The organism is Hymenobacter latericoloratus (assembly GCF_014199535.1).
In the GTDB taxonomy this organism is placed as follows: domain Bacteria; phylum Bacteroidota; class Bacteroidia; order Cytophagales; family Hymenobacteraceae; genus Hymenobacter; species Hymenobacter latericoloratus.
In genome coordinates, this window is the sequence record NZ_JACHNV010000011.1 from 58,393 (window position 1) to 81,723 (window position 23,331).

Here is a 23,331-nt window from a genome sequence, read left to right on the forward strand (position 1 = left end):
GATGAATCCATTCTCTGCACTCAACCACGACTTGAAAGAGCGTTTCAAGTCAGACATTGCTAACAATATTCAGAATATCATTGATACCAGAGGATACGGCGCTATTTCGATTCAGGCGTTGGAACAGGAGGTGATTTATTATGCCTGCGACATTTTGCTTTATCAAAAGTCACAGGAAGGCCGCTTCCCCATCGACCCGGTAATAACTGACATTATCACTTGCGCCTCAACGGCAATGAAGGAGCTCTTTCCGAATAACTACTTCGACGTTCATGCTCAATTTGCCCAAGAAGGCGTAAGAATTAACCTCGCCCAAGTACCCAATTTGCAGCAGGTGATTGACGACTATTATGCGAAGCAGCGGGGCGGTTACTAAAAACCGATACCTAACCTACTTTTTCCTACAGGTCCGTTTATCAACGTTCTGACTCTAGAACGCTGGTAAACGGACTTCGCATTTCAAACGACACCACCAATGTCCAACTCATTAGGATTCCCCGACATCACCCTGCTGGCCCCCTACAGCGAGTGCCTGCGCTACGTGCAGCTTCGTCTTAAAGCCCTGCCCCAGGGCGATTTAACCGCATTTTGTGCCCAGCATGGCCTGACCTATACCAACGTCGTGAACCTGAAAAACGGCAAGCTAAAGCGCGACGAGCCGCGGCTGGTGCAGCGCGTGCTGCGTGCCCTGGGCGTGCCCACCGACATCGTGCGCATCGACATCGGCAGCGGCGCCAACCAGTACGTGTTCGGCAGCGCGGAGCTTCTAGCACAATTCCGCGAGCAGCTGGCCTTCTTCGACGCGGCCGCCCAGCGGGCCGCCGGCACCCCGCCCACCACCTAACCCCCGGATAGCTTTCCTTCTCACGCCCGATTCGGGTGCGGGAGGAGCCGGCGCTGTCCGGCTCCACTCCCCACCCCATGAACGCACCCCGGGAAAACGACCCCTCCGAACTCGACCGCTTCAAGCGCGACATAGACCTGGTGGATTACGCCCAGCGCCAGGGCTACACCATCAAGAAGGAAAGCCGCCGCGGCGACTGGCACCACCTGGTCAAGGACGACGAGCACGTCATCGTCACCCGAAAGGGCGACCACCAGGTGTACCTCAACACCGGCGACGACCGCGACGCGGGCTCCATCATCGACTTTGCCAAAACCCGCGGCGGCGACGGCCACGGCCTCAACCTGGGCCAGGTACGCCAGCAGCTGCGCGAGTACCTCGACGGCGCCCCCGCCCCGGCCCGTCAGTATGCGACTCAGTACGCCACCCCGCCGGACACGTCTCGCCTGAGCAGCCTGCCCGCGGGCGACCCGGAACAGGCCCGGCAAGCCGAGGAAGAGCGCCGCACCCGGCTGATTTCCGAGGTGCTGGGCGTGAAGAAGGAGCTGACCGACCGCAGCTACCTGCACGGCCGCGGCATTACGGACGAAACGCTGGACAACCCCGCGTTTCAGGGCCGCATTTTTACCGCGCAGCAGAACGAGCACAAAAACACGGCTTTCCCCCTCTACAACGAGCACGGCCTGGCCAGCGTCGAGCAGAAGAACGAGCACTACAAAAGCCTGCTGCCGCTGCCCAAAAACGGCATCTGGGTATCCCACCCCACCGAAGGCAAGGACACCCCGGTGGAGCGCGTGGTGGTGAGCGAGTCGGCCATCGACTCGTTGTCTCACTTCCAGCTCAAGCACGCGCAGGACCCGAAGAACACGCTCTACATTGCCACCAGCGGCACGCCCACCGAGGCGCAGGTAGCCTTGATTCAGCGGGTTATCGACAAGCAGCAGCCCCGCGAGGTAGTGCTTGCCAACGACCGCGACGCCGGCGGCCGGCAGTTCAACATCAATTACCTCAACGAGCTGCAGCCGGCTAGGCCGATGGTGCCCGTCGCCGAGCAGGAAGCCTACCGCGAGGCCTCCCGGCCGGTGGAGTGGCACGCCACCAGCGACAAGTACCACACCAGCCTGAAGGTGACCTTTCACCACGACTCGGCCGAGCAAGGCGGGGGCCAGGTGCAGCAGCTGCGCGAGCGGGTGGAGCACATCAACCAGACCCAGCAGGACGGTCCGTCGCTCGCCGTGGAAGTGCAGCGCAGCACCGAGCAGGCCACCATTGTGCGCCTCACGGTGGCCCGCGCCGACACGGCCCAGCTGGAAGTCGTGGCCCAGGAGCTGTACCGGCAGCGGGAGCAGCTGCGCACCGCGGTCGAGCGGCAGCAGGAAAGCTTTCTGCGGGTGGACTACCCGCTGGCCAAGGACTTCAACAAAGAGCTGGAGTATACCAACCAGGGCCTGAGCGCCGAGCAAATCCGGGCCGCAGCCCAGCGCGAAGAGCAGCAGCGCGAGTCGGAGCGGCAGCAGCGGCTGGCCGAAGCCCAGCGCCAGGAGCGCGAACAGCGGGCCTTGGAGCGCCAGGCCCAGCGCGAGCGGGAAAACACGCCCGAAGCGCAGCAGGAGCGTGAGCGGGACGATAAGCGTTTTAGCCAAGCCGTGTTCGGAGCAGCTGTAACTGAGGCGGAACCGCGGCCAACCCGTTCCTACCGCAGCGAGCAAGAGGCTCAGGAGCAGACTGCCCAATTCACCCACCTCAAAGAGGCTGGGGTGGTGTTACTTAAGGATTGGATGAACGACAACCCGCCGCCTACTGGGCGCCGCGCCAGCGAGGAAGAGCTGACGGCTGCACCGGCACCCAGAGCACCTGCCGTGGCAGTGGTTGCGCAAGCGCCTGACCACCCTGGGGTTGATAAGGTGGCTACTTGGCGGGTGGATGAACTGGCGCCCCATACCACGGGCCGGGCCGAAGCTTGGCAGGCCGTGCTGGAAAGCGACGGGTATATCCGCACCAGCGCCATCCGCAGCACGGTGGATGAGCAGGGTATCCGCCGGGCTGAGTTCGATATGTACTACCGCAACGAGCAGCCCGAAATCGCGCTGATTCACGCCATCGTGACCAACACCAACGCGCGGGCCGCGGCCGGCAATGAAAAGTACGTGGGCGTCAGCGTCACCGAAAGCGAACAGGACCGGGTGGAGCGGCAGCAGGCGGCCGCTGGTGCGACCCTGCAGCCGCGCACCGGACCCACGCGTGAGCAGGCCGCCGGCGAAGCGGCGCAAACCGGGTCGGGGGATGGAGCGGGCGTGGAGCGCCAGGTACTCGTCCGCGTGGACGAAGTAGCACCGCCGGATGGGGCCCGCGGGCAAGCCGAAGCCGTGAAGGAGGCGCTGGTAGCCAGCGGGGCCAAGGCCAGCGAGGTGCAAAGCACCACCGACGGGCAGGGCATGCGTCACTCGGAAATTAAAGTTTCCTACCGCACCGACCAACCGGATGCGGCGCAGGTTAGCCGGGCCCTGGATGCCGTGGCGGCGCAGCCGGGCAGCGAGGTGGTGGAACACGCCAGCCACCGGGTCGAGCGGCAGGAAACGGCCCGCAGACAGCAGTCCCTCGAAGCCGGCAGTAACCGCGCCGAACTAACGCGCTAGCCCCGTAGGGGCATCATGACCTGAACCCAGAAGGAATGGGGCTTGCTTGGATACTCTTTCGCGCTTTGCGTGTTGAGTCGGTATGGACACGCCCCTATCCCCCACCCCTCAGTTTGGCCCGCGCGAACAAACCCGGGAAGAGCGTGAGCATATTGTCAATCAGTCCCTGGGTATTACCCGCAGCCAGGGGCCCTATCAGGAGCCTGCATGGCTGGCAGAGCTACATGCCCAGTACATTGCCGGTAGGATTGACCTGGCTACGTTGGGCGCCTGCCACGACGAGTGGCGGGAGTCCATCAGCAAGTGAGCCAGGGCAACGGACAGCTAAACGCCTGCTGCCCGGTCATGCCAAGAACATTGCCCATCGGCGTATAATTTTCGTGCATGGGACGTTTGCACAAAGGCTACGCACACTTACACCGGGAGCTGAGCCTGCTGCTGGTGGACGAGCACGGCTGCCTGGTGCTGCGTCTGTTTATGCGCGCTGAATGCCGGTTGGTGCGGGGCCTGAAGGTGGTGCGGGGGCGGTATTTGTTTTTCGCCTGCTAGCGAGCAGCGTCTTTTTTCAGGTCGGTCGTCTATGGGGCGTACTAAGTTGGTACGGCTTACCTCACCTTAATCACTCGATTGTCATGAACAACGAACCCGATGATTGCTGCGCCGACGGCACCTGCTGCGGCAATAATACGTTCGGTTGCTGCTAAGCCATCCGATGTGTTGATAAGAAAGGAGTAGGCGACTTCTGCTCTCTTTTTATTACTTATTTTAGCGTTTGCTTTAATAAGAAAACAGTAACTTAGCGAAAAAATAGCGTTATGGCCACTTCCTGCATTCGGGTCTTTGCTGATGCCGCGCACATTGAACACGGCAAGCAACGGCTGGCCGCGGCCGCGCCGGGCTTGGAATCCATCGCGGCGGTGCTGGCCCTGGCCGGCAACGAGGTGCGCCTGAAGATGCTGTTCCTGCTGCTCGACCAGCAGCAACTCTGCGTGTGTGACTTGGCCGACGTGCTGCAGATGAATGTGTCGGCCATTTCCCAGCACCTGCGCAAGCTCAAGGACGGCGGCGTGGTGCAGGCGCGTAAAGTCGGCCAGACCGTGTTCTATACGTTGACGCCCGCCCTGCGGCCCTTGGTGGAGCCCCTGCTGGCTTCTGTTTCAATCCCTCTTACTGCCTCTGTATCATGAAACAACCTGCTTCGACTTCCACCAAGTCCTTGGCGGGAACCGGCCTGCTGGCGGCGCTGGCGGCCTCGCTGTGCTGCATTACCCCGTTGCTGGCAATTGTCGGCGGTCTGGGCGGCGTGGTCTCAACCTTTTCGTGGCTGGAGCCCCTGCGTCCCTACCTGGTGGCGCTGACGTTGGGGGTGCTGGGCTTCGCCTGGTATCAACAGCTGCGGCACCGCCCCGCCGCCGCCGCTGACTGCGGCTGCACTGTGCCAGCCAAGCCCTCCCCGATGCAGTCGCGGGGCTTTCTGGGCGTTATCACCGCGCTGGCCGGGTTGTTATTGGCCTTCCCTTACTACGGCGCCCAATTCTACCCGTCGGCTACGCCCAAACCGGTGGTGGCCATCAGCGCGGCCCTTTGGCAGACCAGTTCTTACCGCATTGGGGGCATGACGTGCGAGGCTTGCGCCCGCCACGTAGAGCACGACGTGCAGCAGCTGCCGGGCGTGCAGAGCGTGCAGGTGTCGTATGAACGGGGCACGGCCCAAGTGCGCTTCAATGCCGCCGTCACGTCCGTGGCCCAAGTGGAGCAGGCCATTATCGGCACCGGCTATTCGGTGCTGAATCCCACATCTTCCCGTTAAGTGTTTCGATTATGATTCCCCTCACGTCCGACACTCCCCCGCTCCCCGTCACGCTGACCTCCGTGCTCACTTGCCCGGTGTGCCAGCGCCAGCAAGCCGAGCAGATGCCCACCGATGCCTGTCAGTACTTCTACGAGTGCCCGGGCTGTCACACGGTGCTCAAGCCATTAACCGGCGACTGCTGCGTGTACTGCTCCTACGGCACAGTGCCCTGCCCCCCTGTTCAGGTGCAGGGTAATGGCGCGTGCGGCTGTTGCTAACTACCTGCAGCGGTTTCTTTCGCGCTTTGCTGCTGCTACGCGGCCCCTTATGCGGGCTAGGCCACGTGGTTCCCGCCATACCAGCGCCGCCGGAACCAGAAGGCCAGGTTGACCAAGGCAATCAGCGCCGGCACTTCGATAAGCGGCCCAATCACGCCCGCAAACGCCTGGCCCGAATTCAGCCCAAACACCCCGATGGCCACGGCAATGGCCAGCTCGAAGTTGTTGCCCGTGGCCGTGAAGGCGATGCTGGCATTCTCCGCGTAGCCCGCCCCCAGGTACTTGCCCGCCGCGAAGCTGAGCACGAACATGATGCCGAAGTACAAAGCCAGCGGCAGGGCAATGCGCAGCACGTCGAGCGGCACCTGCACGATGGTTTCGCCTTTGAGGCTGAACATGATGACGATGGTCAGCAGCAGCGCCACGAGCGTAATCGGGCTAATGGCCGGGAGGTACACCTGCTCATACCAGTCGTTGCCCTTCAGGCGGCGCAGGAGGGTGCGAGAAAGGAAGCCCGCGGCAAACGGGATGCCAAGGTAGATGAGCACGCTCTGCGCGATGTCTCCGATGCCGATGTGCACGGCGTAGCCCCTCAGGCCAAAGAAGGGGGGCAGCACGGTGATGAAGAGCCAGGCCAGCACCGAGTAGAACAGCACCTGAAAGATGGAATTCAGCGCCACCAGCCCTGCCGCGTACTCGCGGGAGCCATTGGCCAGGTCGTTCCACACCAGCACCATGGCAATGCAGCGGGCAATGCCAATCAGAATCAGCCCCATCATGTAAGCGGGCTTGTCGGGCAGCAGCCAGACGGCCAGCAAGAACATGAGCAGCGGCCCGAGTATCCAGTTCAAAAACAAGGACAGCCCGATGATGCGCGTGTTCCGGAAGACCTTGGGCAGCTCTTCGTACTTCACCTTGGCCAGGGGTGGGTACATCATCAGCATCAGGCCCAGGGCCAGCGGCACGTTCACGGTGCCCACGGAGAAGTAGTTCACCGCCTCGTTCATGCCGGGCACGAAGTAGCCCAACGCCACGCCCAGCGCCATGGCCAGGAATATCCACAGCGTCAGGCCCCGGTCCAGGCCCGAGAGCTTTTTCTCGGCCAGGGCGGCGGGGGCCGGAGCGGCGGGTACGGGTTGATTCAGCGTCGTCATAAAAATAGCTGTCTTAAGCAACGCCTACGGTTGGGCTGCGCCGCTCCATTTGCACCGTGTTGCGCCACACGCCGTGGTGCTGGCCAATTCGCTCGCGGTAGCCAATGATGCGGAACCCCGCCTGCGTGTGCAGGCCGATGCTGGCGTGGTTTTCCTCGAAGGTGCCGGCCTGCAGCGTCCAGATGCCGTGCGCTTCCGAATCCGCAATCAAGGCCTGCAGCAGTTGCCGGCCCACGCCCTGCCCGCGGGCCCCGGCAGCAATGTAGATGCTGATTTCGGCCACGCCGCCGTACACGCAGCGGCTCGACACGGGCGAGAGCGCCGCCCAGCCCCGCACCGTGCCGGCCTCGTCCACGGCCACCAGACGGCTATGGTCCAGGTGGGCTTTGTCCCAGGCTTCCCAAGCCGGCGCCTGGGTTTCAAACGTGGCATTACCGGTCGCCATGCCGGCTTCGTAAATGGCCTTCACCGCCGGCCAGTGGGCGTCCGTCATCGGGATAATGGTCATGGCAGAAACGGGTTAGTAGGCTTTGCGCAGCATGTCGGCGTACTCGTTGGGCAGCGGCGAGGCCTCCACCGCCAGCGCGGCTTTCTCCACGTCGTATTCCACGCGCACCAGCTCCGAGCGCACGCTGCCGGGGTCCGTCAGGATGGTGTGCTCGTCCAGGTGCAGCAGTTGGTAGGCGGCGCGTGGGTCGCCGTCTTTGGGCTTGCCCACCGAGCCGATGTTGAGCGCGTGCCGGTAGCGGGTTTCGCCCGCGTGTTCGTAGGCGAAGGTGCGGTGATAGGGCTTGTGGGTGTGTCCAAACAGCAGGATGTCGGCCTGGGCTTCCTGCAGCACGCGCAGGAAGCTGGCTTCGGGCCGGTCCTCGAACAGGTACTCGTTGATTTTGCGGGGTGAGCCGTGCACCATCAGCAAACTCAGCGTGCAGGGCTCTTCCTGAAAGTCCAGGCGCATGTGCTTGGGCAGGTAGCGCAGGTAGCGCCGCTCATCGGCCCCGACCACCTGGTTGGTAAAGGCAATGCTCTGGGCGCCCAGGTCTTTCTCCGTGTCCGTTTTGTAGGCGCAGCCGCAGTTCTCGCTGGCCAGGCCAATGCCCTGGTCGTAGTTGCCGGCCAGCGTGGGGATGCCCCGCCGGCGGACCTCGTTGACCACTTCATTCGGCCAGGGGGCGTAACCCACTAAGTCACCCAGGCAAAAAATCATGTCCGGGCGGCGCCGGTCCATATCGGCCAGCACCGCTTCCAGGGCCGGCAGGTTGCCGTGCACGTCGGAGAAAAAGGCAATTGTCATCAGAGAGAAAAAGTCAGCAAAAGGCAATAGAGCAACTCAGCAAAACGGCGCCACCTGCGAAGGCAGCGCCGTTGCGCAAGCTTAGCAGCACCCGCCGCCCGGGGTGCAGCCGGCCACCTGCAGCTGGGGCAGGGCCAGGTCCTGGGCCGGAATGCCGCAGGCCTCCTGGGCCAGGCAGGCCGTGTGCTTGGGGGTGAGCACGAAATCGGTGCCGTCGAAGGTGAGGCCGAACTTGCCGATGGTGGCCTGCTGGTACTCCACCTCGATGTCGAGGTCTTCGCGGCCGAGGATTTTCTCCGACAGCTTCAGGATGTGCAGAAACTTTTGGGGCGCCAGGCGGTGGTCGTAGTCGCCGGCTTCCCAGAGCTGGAAGTTGGCGACCGTCTCGCGGCGCTCGACGCCGCCGCAGTCGATGAAGTGCTTGCTCACGAGGCCCACTTCCGTCACGTGGAAATGCGAGGGTAGGTATTCACCCGAGGGCAGGCGAAAGTTGACGGCTTCGAGACCCGCGAGGGTCTGCTTCATTTCGGCGATGTTCATGGTCAAGCGTGGTTGGGTTGAGGATGTTCAAGAAAGGGGTTGGCAAAAGCTGCGGAATCAGCAGCTGCACGCATCCGCGGGCCCGCAGGCCGGGCTGGCGGTAGCTTCAATGAAGAAGGCCGTGAACTGCTGCTGCACCTGCTGCAGCAACTCGGTGTTGAGGCAGTAGCACACGGTCAGCCCGTCGATTTCCCCGCGGATGAGGTCCAACGCCTTGAGCTCCTGAAGGTGCTGCGAAACCGTGGTGCGCGAGAGCGGCAGCTCGGCGGCGATGTCGCCCGAGATGCACGTCTGCTTGGAGGCCAGCAGCTGAATGATGGCCACGCGGGCCGGGTGCGCCAGCGCCTTCGCCACGCGGGCCAGCTGTTGTTGCTCCTCGGTAAAGGCGGCGGTTTTGGCGTAGGTCATAGTGGGGCTATGAAGTATGTCGCAAATATACGTCATATTATGACGCATGTTTACGACATAAAGTTTTTTTCCACTTTTTTTTCGCGGGCCACTACTTACCCGGTACCGATACCCTGACCCGTTTCACCCCGGCGCCCTCGACCAGGGCTGGCCGAGAGCCGCTGCACGGGAACATGGATTTGAGGCGGGCCCGTTTTCAACCAGCGGCCAAGCAGGGTGCAGGAAAAATATTTATCTGATAATGAGCAAATTATAATATAAAACGATGAATTGCCGGGCTCAACGGCAAACCCCACACTATTTATTGATATAAGCTGTATGAAGATTCGCTTCGCTAAATCAAACTCCGCGCACCTGTCGGCTACGTGCCAGCGGGAAAGAGGACCGCCCCGTCCATCAAAAGGACGGAAGGCGCCCCTCAGGCCGCCCTTACATCGTCTGCCTTTGTCCTGCTCATTCCCGAGCAGCCCCGGTTTTTACGTATACATACTTAGAAACCCGGCTTGGCTAGCGCCCGGCCCTGAACCAGACCGTTGCTTCACCGCCACGGAACGGCGATAAGCGGAACCTCAAGGTTCCCACAAGCCAAGGCACCCCAAACGAAAGGTGCGGCGGCACAAAACAAATCCTTTAACCTCAATTGAAAGACGTACATGACGAAACCGTACCCAACGCCGCTCACCCGGGCGAAATCATACCAGAAGCTGTTGCGCGTTGCGCTTCTGCAGACTTAGGTCTGTCATTGGCAAGCTCGGCTTGCCCGAATGCAAGCCCGGCACCGGGCATGCCCCAACTCCTGCCGGCGGGCGTGCAACAGCACGTGCAGCAGCAGGGAGCTTATTGGGAGGCCGCCATCCGCGGCAAGCTAAAGCCCGTGATGCCTCCCCAAATGCTGGAGTCTTATTTGGCGCAGGCGGCTGCCAACATGCAGCGCCTCCTGGCGCCGGCGCGGCCGCAGCTGCGCATTGGTGGAAAGGACCCCCTGCACCAGCACGAAGCCTTGCGGCAGATTTTGCTGAGCGGCCGGGTACAAACTCAATTTGAAACGCAGCATTCCGGTGGGGCCTTCAACCCGGTTTTGCGGGCGAGTCTGGAAACGGAGCTGTTTGGGTACGCGATGGACTTGGACCCGAAGCAGCGCCCGGTGTACGGCTACCTGACACCAGGCGACCACGAACCCCCGGCCGAGGAGGGCTACGGCCGCTTGGCCTTGCGGCTGCGCCCGGAAATCCTGAGCCGCACCACGGTGTCGATTGCCGATACGTTGGACCAGGCCGTGCTGCCGGCGGCCTATTCCTGCATTCCCATCACCTCGTTAATACCCAACCAATCTGGGTGGGTATACACGCACTTGTTACGGATGATACACGCCGCGCACGTAGCAGAAGTGGAGTTTCATTATGTGGAAGCGCAGTTTCACGGTGGCGTACGCCTGCAGGACGTGGAATGCGTCGTGGCTTGGCGCCTTGCCGATGTACCGGCCGACCTGCAACGGCTTTGCCAGCAGGCTGGCCTGCGTATTCGGGAGTTCGGACGCTAGGGGACCCGCAGCCGGTAGCGTTGTTGAAGTTCGGCCAGGCCGGCTTCGTTCAGAATGAACGGGCTGGGCTGGCCGAATTTCAGCATTTTGGCCCACAGCAGCAGGGGGCTGCCGGCGTCGGCGAACTGAACCACGAGCCCTTCCAGGGCAACCGGCCGAATGGCGTTGCTCAACCCAAAGGCCAAAAGCGGCAGCTGCGGTTGCGAGGCGTACCAGCCGATAACCACCGGTTCGGCGAACCACAGCACTTCCTCGCCCAAGGCCAGCGGGTACTGCGGATGCGTCGGGTCCACCCGCAGCAGCGGATTCCCGCCGCCGGTACGCATGCCGCGTTCGGCGCGCAGACGCTCGGAAGTGCTGTGGTCGCAACCCATTGCTTTCATGCTGAAGTGGCCAAAGTCGGCTCTGCGAAGTTATACGCAAGTTCGGCGTTGGGTATTCGAAACAGGCTTGGCCGTACACTGCGTACCGTGCCAATTCCAAAACCCCGCTCCTACCCACCAAGCCGAAAGTTACTGGCTGCCGGTGCGGAGCAGTTGCTGCAAGTCCTGGGGAATGGGCATGGGCTGCTCGGGCGAGACGTTGGCCCCGCCGGTGTTGCCGGTGGGCACGCGGCCGAAGAAGGACAGGAAGAACCCAAACACGATGCGCGGCACCTGCCCCAGGATTTCGCGCCGGTCGCGGGTGCGCCACCCGTGGCGCAGCATGAGCAGGTGGGTATGGGTGTGCGGCAGGGCCCAGCGCTGGCCCAGGATGTGGGCCCGTTCGAGGTGGGCAAAGGCAGTCGGCAAATCTTGCCGGAGCGTGGCCAGGCGGGCAGCCCGAAGCTCCGCCGCAAAGGGCGGCCGCAAGCGGGCGGGAAGGCGGAGGTAAAACATGGGGGACGGGTAAGCGACTCGAAGAGCGGGTATTTGGTTTTCAGGGTGGGGGCCGTACCGGCAGGCACCGCCGCGGCCCCCGCAGAACCCGGTGGCAAGCGGGCATTCCTCTTGGGTGCCCAGGCCCCGGAATGGCGCCTTGAACAGGCCTCAAGGCGTCGGGTCTGGGGTGGCCTTGGGGCCGGGTACACGAACGCGCCGAAAGGGATAAAGCAGCTGGCCGAGGTAGGAGGTGGGAAACGAACGCTCCTCCGTGATTCCGACCGGCCCCAGGAGCTGCGCGTTGTTCATGGCCGGGGCATCGTAGGCCGTGCCAAACAACCGGTCCCAGACCGTAAGCCAGGCCCCGTAATTCACCTGGGCATCGGCGTAGTCGGCCCGGTGGTGCCAACGGTGCAGCTCGGCCACGCAAAACAGCTTTTTCAGCCAGCCGGCCCGGTAGTCCAGGTTGGTGTGCTGCATCATCATGTTGATAGCCAGCAGGGCCAGCGCGGCGGCAATCACCGGCGGCGGGGTGCCGACGAGCAGGCAAACGCCAATGCCAGGCAGCCCCTCCAGGACCTGGTGGAGCGCATGGCGCTTTTCGCCGTTGAGAAAGTACAGGCGCTCCGAGCTGTCGTGCACGGCGTGTAGCTTCCACAGCCAACGGTAGCGGTGGCTTTGCCAGTGCACGAAGAACAAGAAGAAGTCGATGAGGGTGAGGGCCAGCAGCACCTGCCCCCAGAAGGGCCAGCGCGTGGGGAACCACTTGGGGAAGGCCACGAGCGACGTAACCCAGAGGATGCCGAAGTAAGCCGTTACCTTAATTAGGTAATTGACCAGGTAATACGTAAAGTCCAGGTTCCAGTCGGGGCCATCCAGCCACGCCCGCTCGTAGGGCAGGAGGCGTTCCAGCACCAGTGCGAGCAGGCCGAATAGCGCAATCACCGGCACGGTGGCCAGGTAGTAGTTTACCCCGCTTTGCAGCAGATACAGAATCAGGGTCTAGGCCGACAGCATGAACGCCGGGTAGATGCTGTATTGAACAAGGGTTTTCAGCGACGGCATGGCATAAGGCGTTTGGTTGCTGCAAAATTCCAGGGGCTTGCCGGCGAAAACTTGTACAAACTGGCTGACTTTGCCAGGCCGTCCCTGGCCGCTACGGTTTGATAACGGCCGACGGCGCCACGCCGAACATGGCCTGAAACGTCTTGGTGAAAAGGGGCAGGTCGGCAAAGCCCCCCTCGTAGCACGCCTGGGTGAGCGAGTGGCCCGCCTGCACGGCCCGGATAGCCGCTTGCAGCCGCTCCCAGAGCACGTAGCGCCGGAAAGGAATGCCAACCTGCTCGGTAAACAGGTGCGCAAACCGGCTGGGCGATAAGTGGACGTAGTCGGCGGCTTGCCCCAGGCTGATGGGTTGAGCGAGCCGTTCGTGCACGTAGGCGGTGCTCTGCTGCACCCGCGGGTCCAGCACGGGCGTTGCCGGGCTGGCGGGCACGAGTTGGTGCACCAGCTCGGCTACCAGCGGCTCCCCCGGTGCCCCCGGCTGCCTGAACCAGGCCAGCAGGCGGTCGGTCAGCGCCGGGGAAAAGGCCGCGCTCAGGTCCACCAGCCCCGGGGAGGAAGGGCTGCCCAGCGCGTTCTCCAGCTGCCGCTCCCACTGGTGCTGGGCGTCCAAAAAAACAAATGCATACCGGCTGGTGGCCGCGCCTTCAAACCGGTGCTCGACGCTGGAGGGCACCAGGGCATAGTGGCTGGTGAACTGCAGCGCTGCTGATTCCAATAGGAACGGCTCCCCAAGCGACAGGATAAGTTCGGTCGCGTAGTGCTGGTGCGGATTCGTGCGAAAGCCATGGGACCCGTACAGGGCCCCGCCGTCAAAAAAGCGGAGATGAAACGCAGCAGCCATAAAAGCTCCGGTGAGCGGGGTTTATACAGAGCGGGGGGGCTGGAAGCGCTCCGTGCTGGCAGCCAGCAGGGTTACCTGGCTTCACAACGGCCTGGACGTGCTTCTTTCTGGTCCAGGCCCCTGCTTATCAACCCGTGTTGAAACGCGTTTTCGCGGCCACGGCAGCCAGCCCAAGGGAGGCTGGGTGACGCAGCCCGATGGTCAAACGGGAGAGCAACGCAGAACACTTAGAACGTCGTGCGCTGGATGCGCACCGCGTTCAAGATGGCCAGCAGGGCTACGCCCACGTCGGCAAACACGGCTTCCCACATCGTGGCCACGCCGCCGGCGCCCAGGGCCAGCACAAGGGCTTTCACCCCGAAGGCCAGCCAGATGTTTTGCCACACCACCGCATGCGTGGCGCGGGCAATGCGCCGGGCGGTGGCAATCTTGCTGGGGTGGTCGGTCTGAATCACCACGTCGGCCGTTTCGATGGTGGCGTCCGAGCCCAGGCCGCCCATGGCAATGCCCACGTCGGCCAGGGCCACCACGGGCGCATCGTTTACCCCGTCGCCCACGAAAGCCAGTTTATGGCCCGCGTCCTTATACTGCTGCACGTAGCGGGCCTTGTCTTCGGGCAGCAGCCCGCCGTGGGCTTCGGTGATGCCCAGTTCCAGGGCCACGCGCTGCACGATGCTGTCCTTGTCGCCGGAGAGCATGACCAGCTTCGTGATGCCATCGGCTTTCAACGCCTGCACGGCGCGGGCCGCGTCCTCCTTCGGGGCGTCGGCCACGGTCAGGTAGCCGGCGTACTGCCCGTCGACGGCGGCCACCACGATGCTGTCCACCACCTGGTCCACCTCGGGCGGATAGGCCACGCCGAATTTGGCGAGCAGCTTGGTGTTGCCGGCCAGCACGTCGCGCCCGTCCACCCGGCCGCGCAGGCCATGGCCGGCAATTTCTTCCACGTTTTCCACCGCCACGCCAGCCGCGGCGGCGCCCACGTGCGTGACCACCGCCTTGGCAATGGGGTGAGTAGACTTGGTTTCCAGCGCCCCCACCAGGCGCAGCAGCTGCTCTGGTGCCGTGCCCGGGGCGGGCTGCACCTGCTGCAGAGCAAACACGCCCTGGGTGAGGGTACCCGTTTTGTCCATGACCACGGTGTCGAGCTCGCGCATCGCGTCCAGAAAGTTAGAGCCCTTGAAGAGAATGCCCGCCCTGGAAGCGGCGCCGATGCCGCCGAAGTAGCCCAGCGGGATGCTCACCACCAGCGCACAGGGGCAGGAAATAACCAGGAACACCAGGGCCCGGTAAAGCCAGTCGCGAAAGACGTAGTCCTCGACCACGAAGTAGGGAACGGCCACGAGCAGCGCGGCCAGCACCACCACAATGGGCGTGTAGGTCTTGGCAAACTTGGTGATGAACTGCTGGGTCTTGGCCTTGCGCCCCACCGCGTCCTGCACCAGGGCCAGGATTTTGGCCAGCTTGGTGTCCTGGTAGCCAGCCGTTACGGCGACCTGAATCAACGATTCGAGGTTGACCATGCCCGCGAGCACCGGCTCGCCCGCCTGCTTGGTCTGGGGGACCGATTCGCCGGTTAGGGCAGCGGTGTTTAGCGAGGCCGGGCCTTGGACCAACGTACCGTCGAGGGCCACTTTCTCGCCGGGCTTCACCTCAATGGTATCGCCCACCGCCACCTGCTTGGGGTCGAGCACCACGGCCTGCCCGTCGCGCAGGACCGTGACTTCGGTGGCTTGAATTTCCAGCAATGCCCGGATGCTGCGCTTGGCCCGGTTCACGGCCGCGTCCTGGAACAGCTCGCCCACGGTGTAGAACAGCATCACGGCCACGCCTTCGGGGTACTCGCCGATGGCAAAGGCGCCGAGCGTGGCCAGGCTCATGAGCAAAAACTCGTTGAACACGTGGCCGGACGGAATGCTTTGCACGGCCGAGCGAATCACCTTCCAGCCGACCAGCAGAAAGGCGACGCCGTACCACCCCAGGCGCACGAAGCCGGTGAAGAAAGGGGCTTGGTCGCGGAAGTGGTCCAGGGCCAGGCCCGCCAGCAGCAGCAGCAGGCTAGCCACGGCCGGCGCGTAGGGGTTGTGCCACCAGGGCGCCCGGGGTCCGGCGGCCGTTACCGGCGCGTGGTCGTGGCCGGGCACGTCGTGGCCCCGCGGCTCGGCCGCGGCTTGGGGGGTGAGCTGGTCGCGGGTCAACGCGCCCACGTTCTCGAGCTGCACCTGCTTGGCCGTGTGCAGCTCTTCGTTGCGTTGTTCGGGGGATGTATCGGGCATGGGAAAGCGGAATGAGGCACGCGGCCGGGAAGCGAGTACAAACCTCGGGCCCCGGTCGATGCAATGGTATTGCATTGTTTAAACCGCCCCAGCGCACCGGGGGCAGTGGCCTTTGACGACCAGGCTGGTTTCCTGCACCTGGTAACCACCGGGGAGGGCAAGGGCCGGCACGGGCACCGCGGGCAGGCAGGCGGTTTCCCGGCACCGAACGCAGAAGAAGTGCACGTGCAGGTCCCGGTGGAGCTCGGGCGTGCAGGCGGGCGCGCACAGGGCGAACTTGACCGCGCCGCTGCCGTCCTCGATGCGGTGCACCAGGCCCTTGTCGGTAAACGTTTTCAAGGTGCGGTGCACCGTGATGCGGTCGGCATGCTTCAGGTGCTGCTCGACGTCGGCCAGGCTCAGCGCGGTCGGCTCTTTTTGCAGCACGTCCAGCACCAGCAGGCGCATGGGGGTGGGCGTTATCTGCCGGGCAATCAGCGTGTCTTCGAGGGGATGGGCCATGGCTATTCTTCTTCTTCGGCGTTTTTCATCTTGGCCAGCAGCGAGTAGGCCCCATCCGTCACGAAAGTGGTGGTGGCCGGCACCGTTTCGGGCAGGGCGACTTCGGTGTACCCGTCTTCGCTGCGGCCCAGCGTCACGGGCACCATCCGGTAGCGGCCGGGGGCTTCCACGGCGAAAGCATAGTTGTTGCCTTCGAAGCGCACCAGGGCCGTGTTGGGCAGGGCGTGGGCGTCGGAGCGGCCGGTTTCGATGGTGGCCCGCACGTACAGGCCCGGCAGCAGGGCGGGGTCGTTTTCCTGGTCGAGGTGGCCGTGCACGCGCACGGTGCGGTCCTCGCCGATGGCCTTGCCCACCAGGTATACCCGGGCGGTTCGCTCGCGGCGGGAGCCGGCGGAGTCACTGGCCAGCGTGAAGCGTATCAACTGCCCTTTCTGCACCCGGGCCACGTCCTTCTCGAAGACGACCAATTCCACGTGCAGGTGCTCGGGGTCCACGATTTCAAACAGCGGCTCGGTGGCCGTCACGCTCTGGCCCACCGTCACGTTCACGGCCCGCACGAAGCCCGCCCGCGGCGCCCGCAGGGTGGCCGTGGTGGTGATGGCTTCGCCCACCGGCAGCCCGGCGATGCGCAGCTGCGCTGCTTGCGCGGCCGTTTGCACCTGCAGGGCTTCCGCTTCGGCCTGGGCCCGCTGGTAGTTTTTGAGCGGTGCCACTTCCTGCTGGTAGAGCTCGCGCTGGCGGGCCAGCTCGGCGTTGGCAAACTTCAGGCGGCTGCGCAGCTCCAGGTACTCCTTCTGCAGGGTGACAAATTCGGGGTTGCGCAGCACGGCCAGGGCTTCGCCCTTGCGCACGCGGGTACCCTGCAGCAGCTCGGTGCTTTGCACGTAGCCGCCCAGCGGCGCCGTAATGGACACGGCGCTTTCCGGCGGCACGTCCAGCGTGCCGTTTACGGCCAGGCCCGCGCCCATCGCCCGGGTGCTCACGCGCCCGGTTTTCAGGCCGCCGGCCTGTTGCTCCGCCGGCGAGAGCGTCACTACATCCGAGGCTTCGGCCGCTTCGTCGGCGTTTCCGGCCGAGGCCTCGCCCGCTTCTGTTTTCCGGGCGTCGGTGCTTTCCGCGTCGGCGGATTCAGGTTTTTCCTTGCTGCAGCCGGCCAGCGACAGGCTCAGCAGCAGCAACAGGGATGCTATTTTATTCATGAGAAAAAGTCCGAAGGATAAGGATTACTGGGCGGCGCCGAGCAGGTAATCCAGGTCAATGACGGTCTGGTTGTGCTGCAGCACGGCATCGAGGTAGGCCGTGCGCACGCTCAGGGCGCGCTCCAGGTTGAGCAGCAACTCGGAATAGGTGGTTTCGCCGGCTTTGTAGGAGAGCTGGCTTAGCCGGACAATCGCGGCGGCCTGGGGCAAGGCCGTTTGCTCGTAAAACCGCACGCGCCGCTGCTGCTCCTGCAGGCGCGTGCGGAGCTCGTCCAGCTGGGCCGCCGCTTCGGCTCGGTAGCGCTGGTAGGTGGCCGCGGCCACCTGCTCCTGCAGCTGGGCCGCCTGCACGCGGGCGCGCTGCGGCCCCCGCACCAACGGAAGGGCCACCCCAGCCTGCACGCTGTGGAACCGGTCCCCGGGCCCGTAGGTCACGGGGCGGCCGCCTTCCTCGTAGACGCCGCGCAGCGACTGGTTCGTATAGCCCACGCTTACCTCGGGCAGGCCCCGGGCCCGTTCCAGCCGCGTTTCAGCCCGTCGCTCGGCTATCTGCTGCTGCAGGGCTCGGGCCTGGGGCGTGGCCGCCAAGCGGGCGGTGTCGGCGGGGGGAGGGGGCAGTAACTGCAGGGTGCTGTCGGCGACGGTAATCGCCTGCGGGGCCTGCAGCAGCGCCTGCAGTTGCCGTTGGGCCACCACCAGGTCGGCGCGACTCTGGGCCAGCAGGTTCTGGGTTTCGCCCTGCTGGATGATGGCGTTGGCCGGTTCCAGTCGGTTCACCTCGCCGGTTTTAAACCGCAACTGCGCTGCCCGCAGAAACTCGGAATAGATGCTGTCCTGCCCGCGCAGGGTGCGCAGGCGGTGGCGGGCGTAGACCGCCTGCTCGTAGCTGCGGCGCACTTGCCGGCGCAACTCGGCTTGTACCTGTGCCAGCTGCTGCTCCCGCCCCGCAACCTGCGCCTGGCTCAGGCCGGCCTGCGCGCGGTAGTACCCGGGCAGCGCCAGCGACTGCCCAATGCTCACCACGTTGTCGGGCTGGGGCGAATTGATGGAGCCGTACGTGCCGACGAGGGTGGTGCGGCCCACGTCGTAGGCCGTGCGGCGCAGGGCCTGCTGGGCTTCCAACGCGCGTTGCGCAGCCTGCACCGTGCCATTAGCTTGCAGGGCTTGGCTGACGGCCTGGGTGGCCGTTAGGGAACCTTGGGCCCGCGCTGGCGGGCCCGTCAGCACCCCGCCAAGCAAGCCCAGCAAGCCCAGGAACAGGACCAGGGAAGCCGGCAGGACCGGGGCCGGCGTTGGCTTTTCGGCCGGCTGGGCGATGCGCTCGGACCACGCGTAGAGCACCGGCAGCACCAGCAAGGTCAGCAGGGTGGCCGTGACCAAGCCGCCAATCACGACGGTGGCCAGCGGCCGTTGCACTTCGGCCCCCGCCGATTGCGACAGGGCCATGGGCAGAAAACCCAGCGAGGCCACCGTGGCCGTCATCAGCACCGGGCGCAGGCGCACCTGCGTGCCTTCCAGAATGCGCTGGTAGACGTTTTGGCGGCCTTCGGCTTTGAGCTGGTTGAAATAGCCGATGAGCACGATGCCGTTGAGCACGGCCACCCCGAACAGGGCAATGAAGCCGACCCCGGCGGAAATGCTGAAGGGCATGCCCCGCAGCCACAGGGCCAGCACCCCGCCGATGGCCGAGAGCGGAATGGCCGTAAAAATCAGCACCGACTGCTTCAGCGACCGGAACGTGAAGAACAGGAGCACAAAAATCAACAGCAGGGCCACGGGCACGGCGATGCCCAGGCGCTCGGTGGCCTGGCGCAGGTTCTCGAACTGCCCGCCGTAGGTGGTGTAGTAGCCCGGGGCCAGCGGCAGCTGCGCATCGACCTTGCCCTGCAGCTCCCGCACGACGCTTTCCACGTCGCGGCCCCGCACGTTGAAGGCCACCGTGATGCGGCGCTTGGCGTCGTCGCGCTGAATTTGGTTGGGGCCCTCCTGCAGGTCTACCGTGGCCACCTGTTCCAGCGGTATCTGCTCGCCGCGGGGCGTGGCCACCAGCAGCTGCCGCACGTTGCCGATGTTCTGGCGCAGCTCCGGGGCCAGGCGCAGCACCACGTCGAACCGCCGCTCCTGCTCGAAGAGCTGGCCGGCGGTCTGGCCGGCGAAGGCGGTTTGCACGGTGCGGTTCACGTCCTCGGCGTTCAGGCCGAAGCGGGCCAGTCGGTTGCGGTCGAGCTTGACCACGATTTGCGGCAGGCCGGTGACCTGCTCCACGTACACGTCTTCGGCCCCTTCCACCTGCCGGACCAGGCGGGCCGCGCGCTGGGCGTAGGCTCCCAGCAGCTGCAGGTCTTCGCCGTAGATTTTGAGCACCACGTCCTGCTTGGCGCCGCTGATGAGCTCGTTGAAGCGCATCTGGATGGGCTGCTGGAAGCCGAAGGTCACGCCCGGAATCACGCGCAGCGCCTCGGCCATCCGCTCGGCCAGCTCTTCCTGGGTGCGGGCCGAGGTCCACTTGCGCGGGTCTTTCTCCAGGATAACCATCAGGTCACCGCCTTCCACCGGCATGGGGTCGGTGGGAATTTCGGCGGCGCCGATTTTGGTGACCACCTCCTTGACTTCGGGAAACTGCCGCTGCAGAATGGCGGCGGCCTGCTGGCTTTTATCGATGGTGTAGCTCAGCGAGGAGCCGGTGAGCGTGCGCATCTCCACGGCAAAGTCGCCTTCCGAGAGCTGCGGGATGAACTCCCCGCCCAGGGTGCGAAACAGCAGCAGTGCCCCGGCAAACAGTACGGCGGCCGAGCCCAGCACCAGGGCCTGGCGGCGCAGCGCCCACGCCAGCACCGGACGGTAGCGGGCTTCGAGCCAGCGCATCATGCGGTCGGAGAACGTGCGCGTGCTGGCCGTAGAGCGGCTCAGCACCAGCGCCGACATCATCGGTACGTAGGTCAGGGAGAGGATGAAGGCGCCGATGATGGCAAAAGCCACGGTTTCAGCCATGGGGCGAAACATCTTGCCCTCAATGCCGGCCAAGGCCAACAGGGGCAGGTACACAATCAGGATGATGATTTCCCCAAAGGCGGCGGAGGAACGAATCTTGCTGGCCGCGTAGTAGGTTTCCTCGTCCATCTGGGCGGCATTCAGGCGGCCCGCCGGCACCTGCAGCTGCCCGCCGTGCAGGCGGTGCACGATGGCTTCGACGATGATAACGGCCCCGTCCACCACCAGGCCGAAGTCGATGGCGCCGAGCGAGAGCAGGTTGCCCGACACGCCGAACAAGCGCATCAGGCCGATGGCAAAGAGCATGGCCAGCGGAATGACCGAGGCCACCACCAGGCCGGCCCGCCAGTTGCCGAGGAAGAGCACCAGCACGAAGATGACGATGAGCGCGCCCTCAATCAGGTTGGTTTTCACGGTACCGATGGCACGGCCCACCAGGTCGGAGCGGTCCAGGTACACGTCGATGGTGACGCCTTCGGGCAGGGACTTGCGCACGGTCTGCATCCGCTGCTTCACGGCCTGGATGACCTCGTTGGCGTTGGCCCCTTTGAGCATGAGCACGATGCCGCCGGTGACCTCTCCCTCGTCGCCCAGGGTCATGGCCCCGTAGCGCACCGCCGAGCCCACGCGCACGTCGGCCACGTCGCGCACGAGCACGGGCAGCCCGCCCTGGGTGGTGCGCACAACGATGTTGCCCAGGTCGGCGGCATTTTCAGCCAAGCCCTCGGTGCGGATAAAGTAGGCCGTGGGCTTCTGGTCCAGGTAGGCCCCGCCGGCGTTCTGGTTGTTGGCGGCCACGGCCTGGTACACCTGCTCGGTGGTGACGTTCAACGCGCGCAGGCGCGCCGGGTCCAACCGGACTTCGTACTGCTTGAGCTGGCCGCCGAAGCTGGCGACGTCGGCCACGCCGGGCGTGCCCAGCAGCTGGCGCCGCACTATCCAGTCCTGAATGGTGCGCAGCTCGCGGGCGTCGTAGCGCTGCTCGTAGCCGGGCTTGGCGCGCACCAGGTACTGGTACACCTCGCCCAGCCCGGTGCTGACGGGGGCCAGCTCGGGGCGGCCAACGCTGGGCGGAATCTGGCTTTCCGCCTCGCGCAGGCGCTCGGCCACCTGCTGGCGGGCCCAGTAAATGTCAACCTGGTCCTCGAAGACGATGGTGACCACCGACAGGCCGAAGCGCGAAAACGAGCGCACTTCCTCGCGGCCGGGAATCGTGGCCACGCTCTGCTCGACGGGAAAGGACACCAGGCGCTCGATGTCGCCGGCGGCCAGCGACGGGGCCACCGTGTAGACAACGACCTGGTTGGTGGTGATGTCGGGCACCGCGTCAATCGGCAGCCGACTCAGCGAGTAGCCGCCCCAGACGACCAGCGCCAGCGTCAGCAGCCCGATGATGAGCTTGTTATGAATGGAAAAATGAATCAGCCGGTCAAACATCCGTTGCTGTGGGGGTTAGGTCTAACACTTCGGTCACGACCTGCTGGCCCCGGCCCAGGGCGGCGGAGCACGCGGCACTTTCGCGGCATATGGCTACCACGAGCATATGCCGGCAGCCTGAACACGCGCACGTGCTCAGGCTACCTGAAGGAAGTCAGCAGGAAGAATAGGGAAGGGCTAGGCCTGGGGCGGCTGCCACACGGCCCCGGATGCCCGCGTTGGAGCGGCTACCACGAGAAAGGCGTGGCGCTGGGCCTCGGACCAGTCCGGCAGGGCGGCTTGCGGCAGGACCGGGGTAGCCGGCACCGGCATGACCACGCCGGGGCAGCAGTGGCACTGGCACAGCGGGGAGCACCAATCCCCCAGTGCATCCGTGCCGCCGTCGGCATGCGACGCCGCGGCGATGGTGGTGTGCGCCTGGTCCTGGGACACCGGCACTTCGTCGGTGCAGGTCATCGTCGACAGGCACGCGAAGTAGAAGGCGAAAAACAGGGACAACAGACGCATGAGGGCAAAGGTAACGACAGCTGGTAATTGTCGGCTACCGCTTGTACCCGCTTCGGTCGGCAAAGGTTCCTGATTGAGCTGCGCGGAACTTCCCCGTCTAGTGCCGAAACCGAGTAACTTCAACAGCAAAAGCAACCTGGCCCCCGCCCTTATCCCAGCAGCATGAGCTTGTTTACGGATGTAGCTGATATCCTTGCCCATCTTGAGCTGTGCTACCAGCTGTTCCCGTGGCTCCGCGGGGTTATCGGCGCCAAAGTGGTGAGGATGTGGACCGGCACGCTGCGCTCCCAGCGTAGCCCGGATGATTTTCTAGGCGGGAACGGCGAAAAGCTGAATCTGCTGAATGTATCGGTTATGACCGGGTACAGCATCCGGACTGGGCGAGACGACGCCCTTTTTGCGCACTACAGACGGCTGCTGCGGAAGCTGGAAGTATACTTGCGGGCTTTTCCTGAACTACCGGCCGACAAGCGCTTCCTGGAAAAGATAACGAACCTGGAAGGCCTGTACTTCTTGGCTACCATGAGCGAGCTTTCGCTGGCGTATGCGCTGCACCAGCGGGGGTATAGGGTGAGCTTCGAAACGAAATTCAAGCTGCTGACCACGCTCAAAAAGCGGGACATTGACCTGAGCGTGCAGACGGCCAGGGGCAATACCTTTCACGTGGAAGTGTACATGCCCAACAACCTCATCGAGGCGGACAGCGCGAGCGAGCTGGAGTCCGACGAGTACCCGCTGAAAGTCATCGACCTGAAGCAGGATGACGAGAGCTTCGAGCTCAAAATCAGAAATAAGCTGGCCGATAAATTCGGCCAAGATGGCCACAGCGGATTGAATGGGCGGGTATTCCTGGCCGTGAACAAAGTGTTCATGGATGTGCTCCATCTCAAAGCGTTGCTGGCACCTGACACCGACGACTTTCGGGCGCTCCTGCCGCTGCTGCCCCAAGGCGTTGACGGCTTGCTCGTGTTCGAGGACAGCTTTGAATCAGATTCTTCCCTTAAGATTGATTGCCTGCTTCGAAAGCACTTGTCCGCTTCTTACGGGCGTCCTGACACGGCTAAGGCACGCACTTAGAGGGTGTTGGGGAATCAGCGGCATCGGTTCAGGCCCAAGGTGATGTTGGCCAATAGCAGCCAAGTGACGTGGCTGGCGGGTGTGTGTTCGT

24 protein-coding genes are annotated in these 23,331 nt (G+C 64.1%); 10 read left to right on the forward strand and 14 right to left on the reverse strand.

Going from position 1 to position 23,331, the window contains the following annotated elements; all coding sequences use genetic code 11:
- The first annotated feature begins 1 nt into the window (after position 1).
- From GGU46_RS20750 to GGU46_RS20785, 8 genes are all read left to right on the forward strand, one after another.
- A complete protein-coding gene (locus tag GGU46_RS20750) occupies positions 2 to 376 on the forward strand; it encodes a hypothetical protein (protein WP_183405454.1) in 375 nt (124 codons plus the stop codon).
- 99 nt (positions 377 to 475) lie between these two features.
- Entirely contained in the window at positions 476 to 844 is a 369-nt protein-coding gene (locus tag GGU46_RS20755; RefSeq protein ID WP_183405455.1) for a hypothetical protein, read from the forward strand.
- Between the two features lie 77 nt (positions 845 to 921).
- Positions 922 to 3,480 (forward strand): toprim domain-containing protein, encoded by a 2,559-nt coding sequence (locus GGU46_RS20760; RefSeq protein WP_110980494.1) that lies wholly within the window; start codon positions 922 to 924, stop codon positions 3,478 to 3,480.
- Positions 3,481 to 3,562: 82 nt separating this feature from the next.
- Entirely contained in the window at positions 3,563 to 3,787 is a 225-nt protein-coding gene (locus tag GGU46_RS20765; RefSeq protein WP_110980495.1) for a hypothetical protein, read from the forward strand.
- 77 nt (positions 3,788 to 3,864) lie between these two features.
- A complete protein-coding gene (locus GGU46_RS20770) occupies positions 3,865 to 4,029 on the forward strand; it encodes a hypothetical protein (RefSeq protein WP_162303730.1) in 165 nt (54 codons plus the stop codon).
- 266 nt (positions 4,030 to 4,295) lie between these two features.
- Complete coding sequence (locus tag GGU46_RS20775) at positions 4,296 to 4,667, forward strand: ArsR/SmtB family transcription factor (RefSeq protein ID WP_110980496.1); 372 nt, start codon at positions 4,296 to 4,298, stop codon at positions 4,665 to 4,667.
- The gene (gene merTP, locus GGU46_RS20780; protein ID WP_183405456.1) at positions 4,664 to 5,290 is read left to right on the forward strand and encodes a mercuric transport protein MerTP; all 627 of its coding nucleotides are present in this window, start codon (positions 4,664 to 4,666) and stop codon (positions 5,288 to 5,290) included. The genes GGU46_RS20775 and merTP overlap by 4 nt, the downstream gene beginning before the upstream one ends.
- Before the next feature lie 11 nt (positions 5,291 to 5,301).
- Positions 5,302 to 5,550: a GDCCVxC domain-containing (seleno)protein gene (locus tag GGU46_RS20785; protein WP_110980498.1), complete on the forward strand. Its 249-nt coding sequence runs from the start codon at positions 5,302 to 5,304 to the stop codon at positions 5,548 to 5,550.
- Positions 5,551 to 5,606: 56 nt separating this feature from the next.
- Here the strand turns inward: GGU46_RS20785 and arsB are convergent, their stop codons facing one another.
- The 5 genes from arsB to GGU46_RS20810 form a co-directional block, all read right to left on the reverse strand.
- A complete protein-coding gene (arsB, locus tag GGU46_RS20790; RefSeq protein WP_183405457.1) occupies positions 5,607 to 6,704 on the reverse strand; it encodes an ACR3 family arsenite efflux transporter in 1,098 nt (365 codons plus the stop codon).
- A 13-nt stretch (positions 6,705 to 6,717) separates the two neighbouring features.
- Entirely contained in the window at positions 6,718 to 7,212 is a 495-nt protein-coding gene (locus tag GGU46_RS20795; protein WP_110980500.1) for a GNAT family N-acetyltransferase, read from the reverse strand.
- Between the two features lie 12 nt (positions 7,213 to 7,224).
- Complete coding sequence (locus GGU46_RS20800) at positions 7,225 to 7,998, reverse strand: metallophosphoesterase family protein (protein ID WP_183405458.1); 774 nt, start codon at positions 7,996 to 7,998, stop codon at positions 7,225 to 7,227.
- An 81-nt stretch (positions 7,999 to 8,079) separates the two neighbouring features.
- The gene (locus tag GGU46_RS20805; RefSeq protein ID WP_110980502.1) at positions 8,080 to 8,538 is read right to left on the reverse strand and encodes a DUF6428 family protein; all 459 of its coding nucleotides are present in this window, start codon (positions 8,536 to 8,538) and stop codon (positions 8,080 to 8,082) included.
- A 57-nt stretch (positions 8,539 to 8,595) separates the two neighbouring features.
- Positions 8,596 to 8,946 carry an ArsR/SmtB family transcription factor gene (locus GGU46_RS20810; RefSeq protein ID WP_110980503.1) on the reverse strand — a complete coding sequence of 117 codons (351 nt, stop codon included), beginning with the start codon at positions 8,944 to 8,946 and terminating at the stop codon, positions 8,596 to 8,598.
- 784 nt (positions 8,947 to 9,730) lie between these two features.
- Here GGU46_RS20810 and GGU46_RS20815 point away from each other — a divergent pair.
- A complete protein-coding gene (locus GGU46_RS20815; RefSeq protein WP_183405459.1) occupies positions 9,731 to 10,486 on the forward strand; it encodes a DUF3626 domain-containing protein in 756 nt (251 codons plus the stop codon).
- On the opposite strand, the gene GGU46_RS20820 is transcribed toward GGU46_RS20815, so the two are convergent.
- From GGU46_RS20820 to GGU46_RS20860, 9 genes are all read right to left on the reverse strand, one after another.
- Positions 10,483 to 10,869: a hypothetical protein gene (locus GGU46_RS20820; RefSeq protein ID WP_110980505.1), complete on the reverse strand. Its 387-nt coding sequence runs from the start codon at positions 10,867 to 10,869 to the stop codon at positions 10,483 to 10,485. The genes GGU46_RS20815 and GGU46_RS20820 overlap by 4 nt on opposite strands.
- Before the next feature lie 129 nt (positions 10,870 to 10,998).
- Complete coding sequence (locus GGU46_RS20825; RefSeq protein WP_183405460.1) at positions 10,999 to 11,364, reverse strand: DUF3703 domain-containing protein; 366 nt, start codon at positions 11,362 to 11,364, stop codon at positions 10,999 to 11,001.
- Positions 11,365 to 11,514: 150 nt separating this feature from the next.
- Complete coding sequence (locus tag GGU46_RS20830) at positions 11,515 to 12,291, reverse strand: sterol desaturase family protein (protein WP_183405461.1); 777 nt, start codon at positions 12,289 to 12,291, stop codon at positions 11,515 to 11,517.
- Between the two features lie 211 nt (positions 12,292 to 12,502).
- Entirely contained in the window at positions 12,503 to 13,252 is a 750-nt protein-coding gene (locus GGU46_RS20835) for a helix-turn-helix transcriptional regulator (RefSeq protein WP_183405462.1), read from the reverse strand.
- 227 nt (positions 13,253 to 13,479) lie between these two features.
- Entirely contained in the window at positions 13,480 to 15,528 is a 2,049-nt protein-coding gene (locus tag GGU46_RS20840; RefSeq protein WP_183405463.1) for a heavy metal translocating P-type ATPase, read from the reverse strand.
- A gap of 78 nt (positions 15,529 to 15,606) precedes the next feature.
- A complete protein-coding gene (locus GGU46_RS20845; protein ID WP_183405464.1) occupies positions 15,607 to 16,029 on the reverse strand; it encodes a Fur family transcriptional regulator in 423 nt (140 codons plus the stop codon).
- A 2-nt stretch (positions 16,030 to 16,031) separates the two neighbouring features.
- Positions 16,032 to 17,228 carry an efflux RND transporter periplasmic adaptor subunit gene (locus GGU46_RS20850; protein ID WP_183405465.1) on the reverse strand — a complete coding sequence of 399 codons (1,197 nt, stop codon included), beginning with the start codon at positions 17,226 to 17,228 and terminating at the stop codon, positions 16,032 to 16,034.
- A 24-nt stretch (positions 17,229 to 17,252) separates the two neighbouring features.
- Positions 17,253 to 21,656, reverse strand: a complete 4,404-nt coding sequence (locus tag GGU46_RS20855) for a CusA/CzcA family heavy metal efflux RND transporter (protein ID WP_183405466.1) — start codon at positions 21,654 to 21,656, stop codon at positions 17,253 to 17,255.
- 177 nt (positions 21,657 to 21,833) lie between these two features.
- Positions 21,834 to 22,163: a DUF6660 family protein gene (locus GGU46_RS20860; protein WP_183405467.1), complete on the reverse strand. Its 330-nt coding sequence runs from the start codon at positions 22,161 to 22,163 to the stop codon at positions 21,834 to 21,836.
- Positions 22,164 to 22,325: 162 nt separating this feature from the next.
- On the opposite strand from GGU46_RS20860, the gene GGU46_RS20865 reads away from it, so the two are divergent.
- Positions 22,326 to 23,240 carry a hypothetical protein gene (locus tag GGU46_RS20865; RefSeq protein ID WP_183405468.1) on the forward strand — a complete coding sequence of 305 codons (915 nt, stop codon included), beginning with the start codon at positions 22,326 to 22,328 and terminating at the stop codon, positions 23,238 to 23,240.
- Positions 23,241 to 23,331 lie beyond the last annotated feature (91 nt).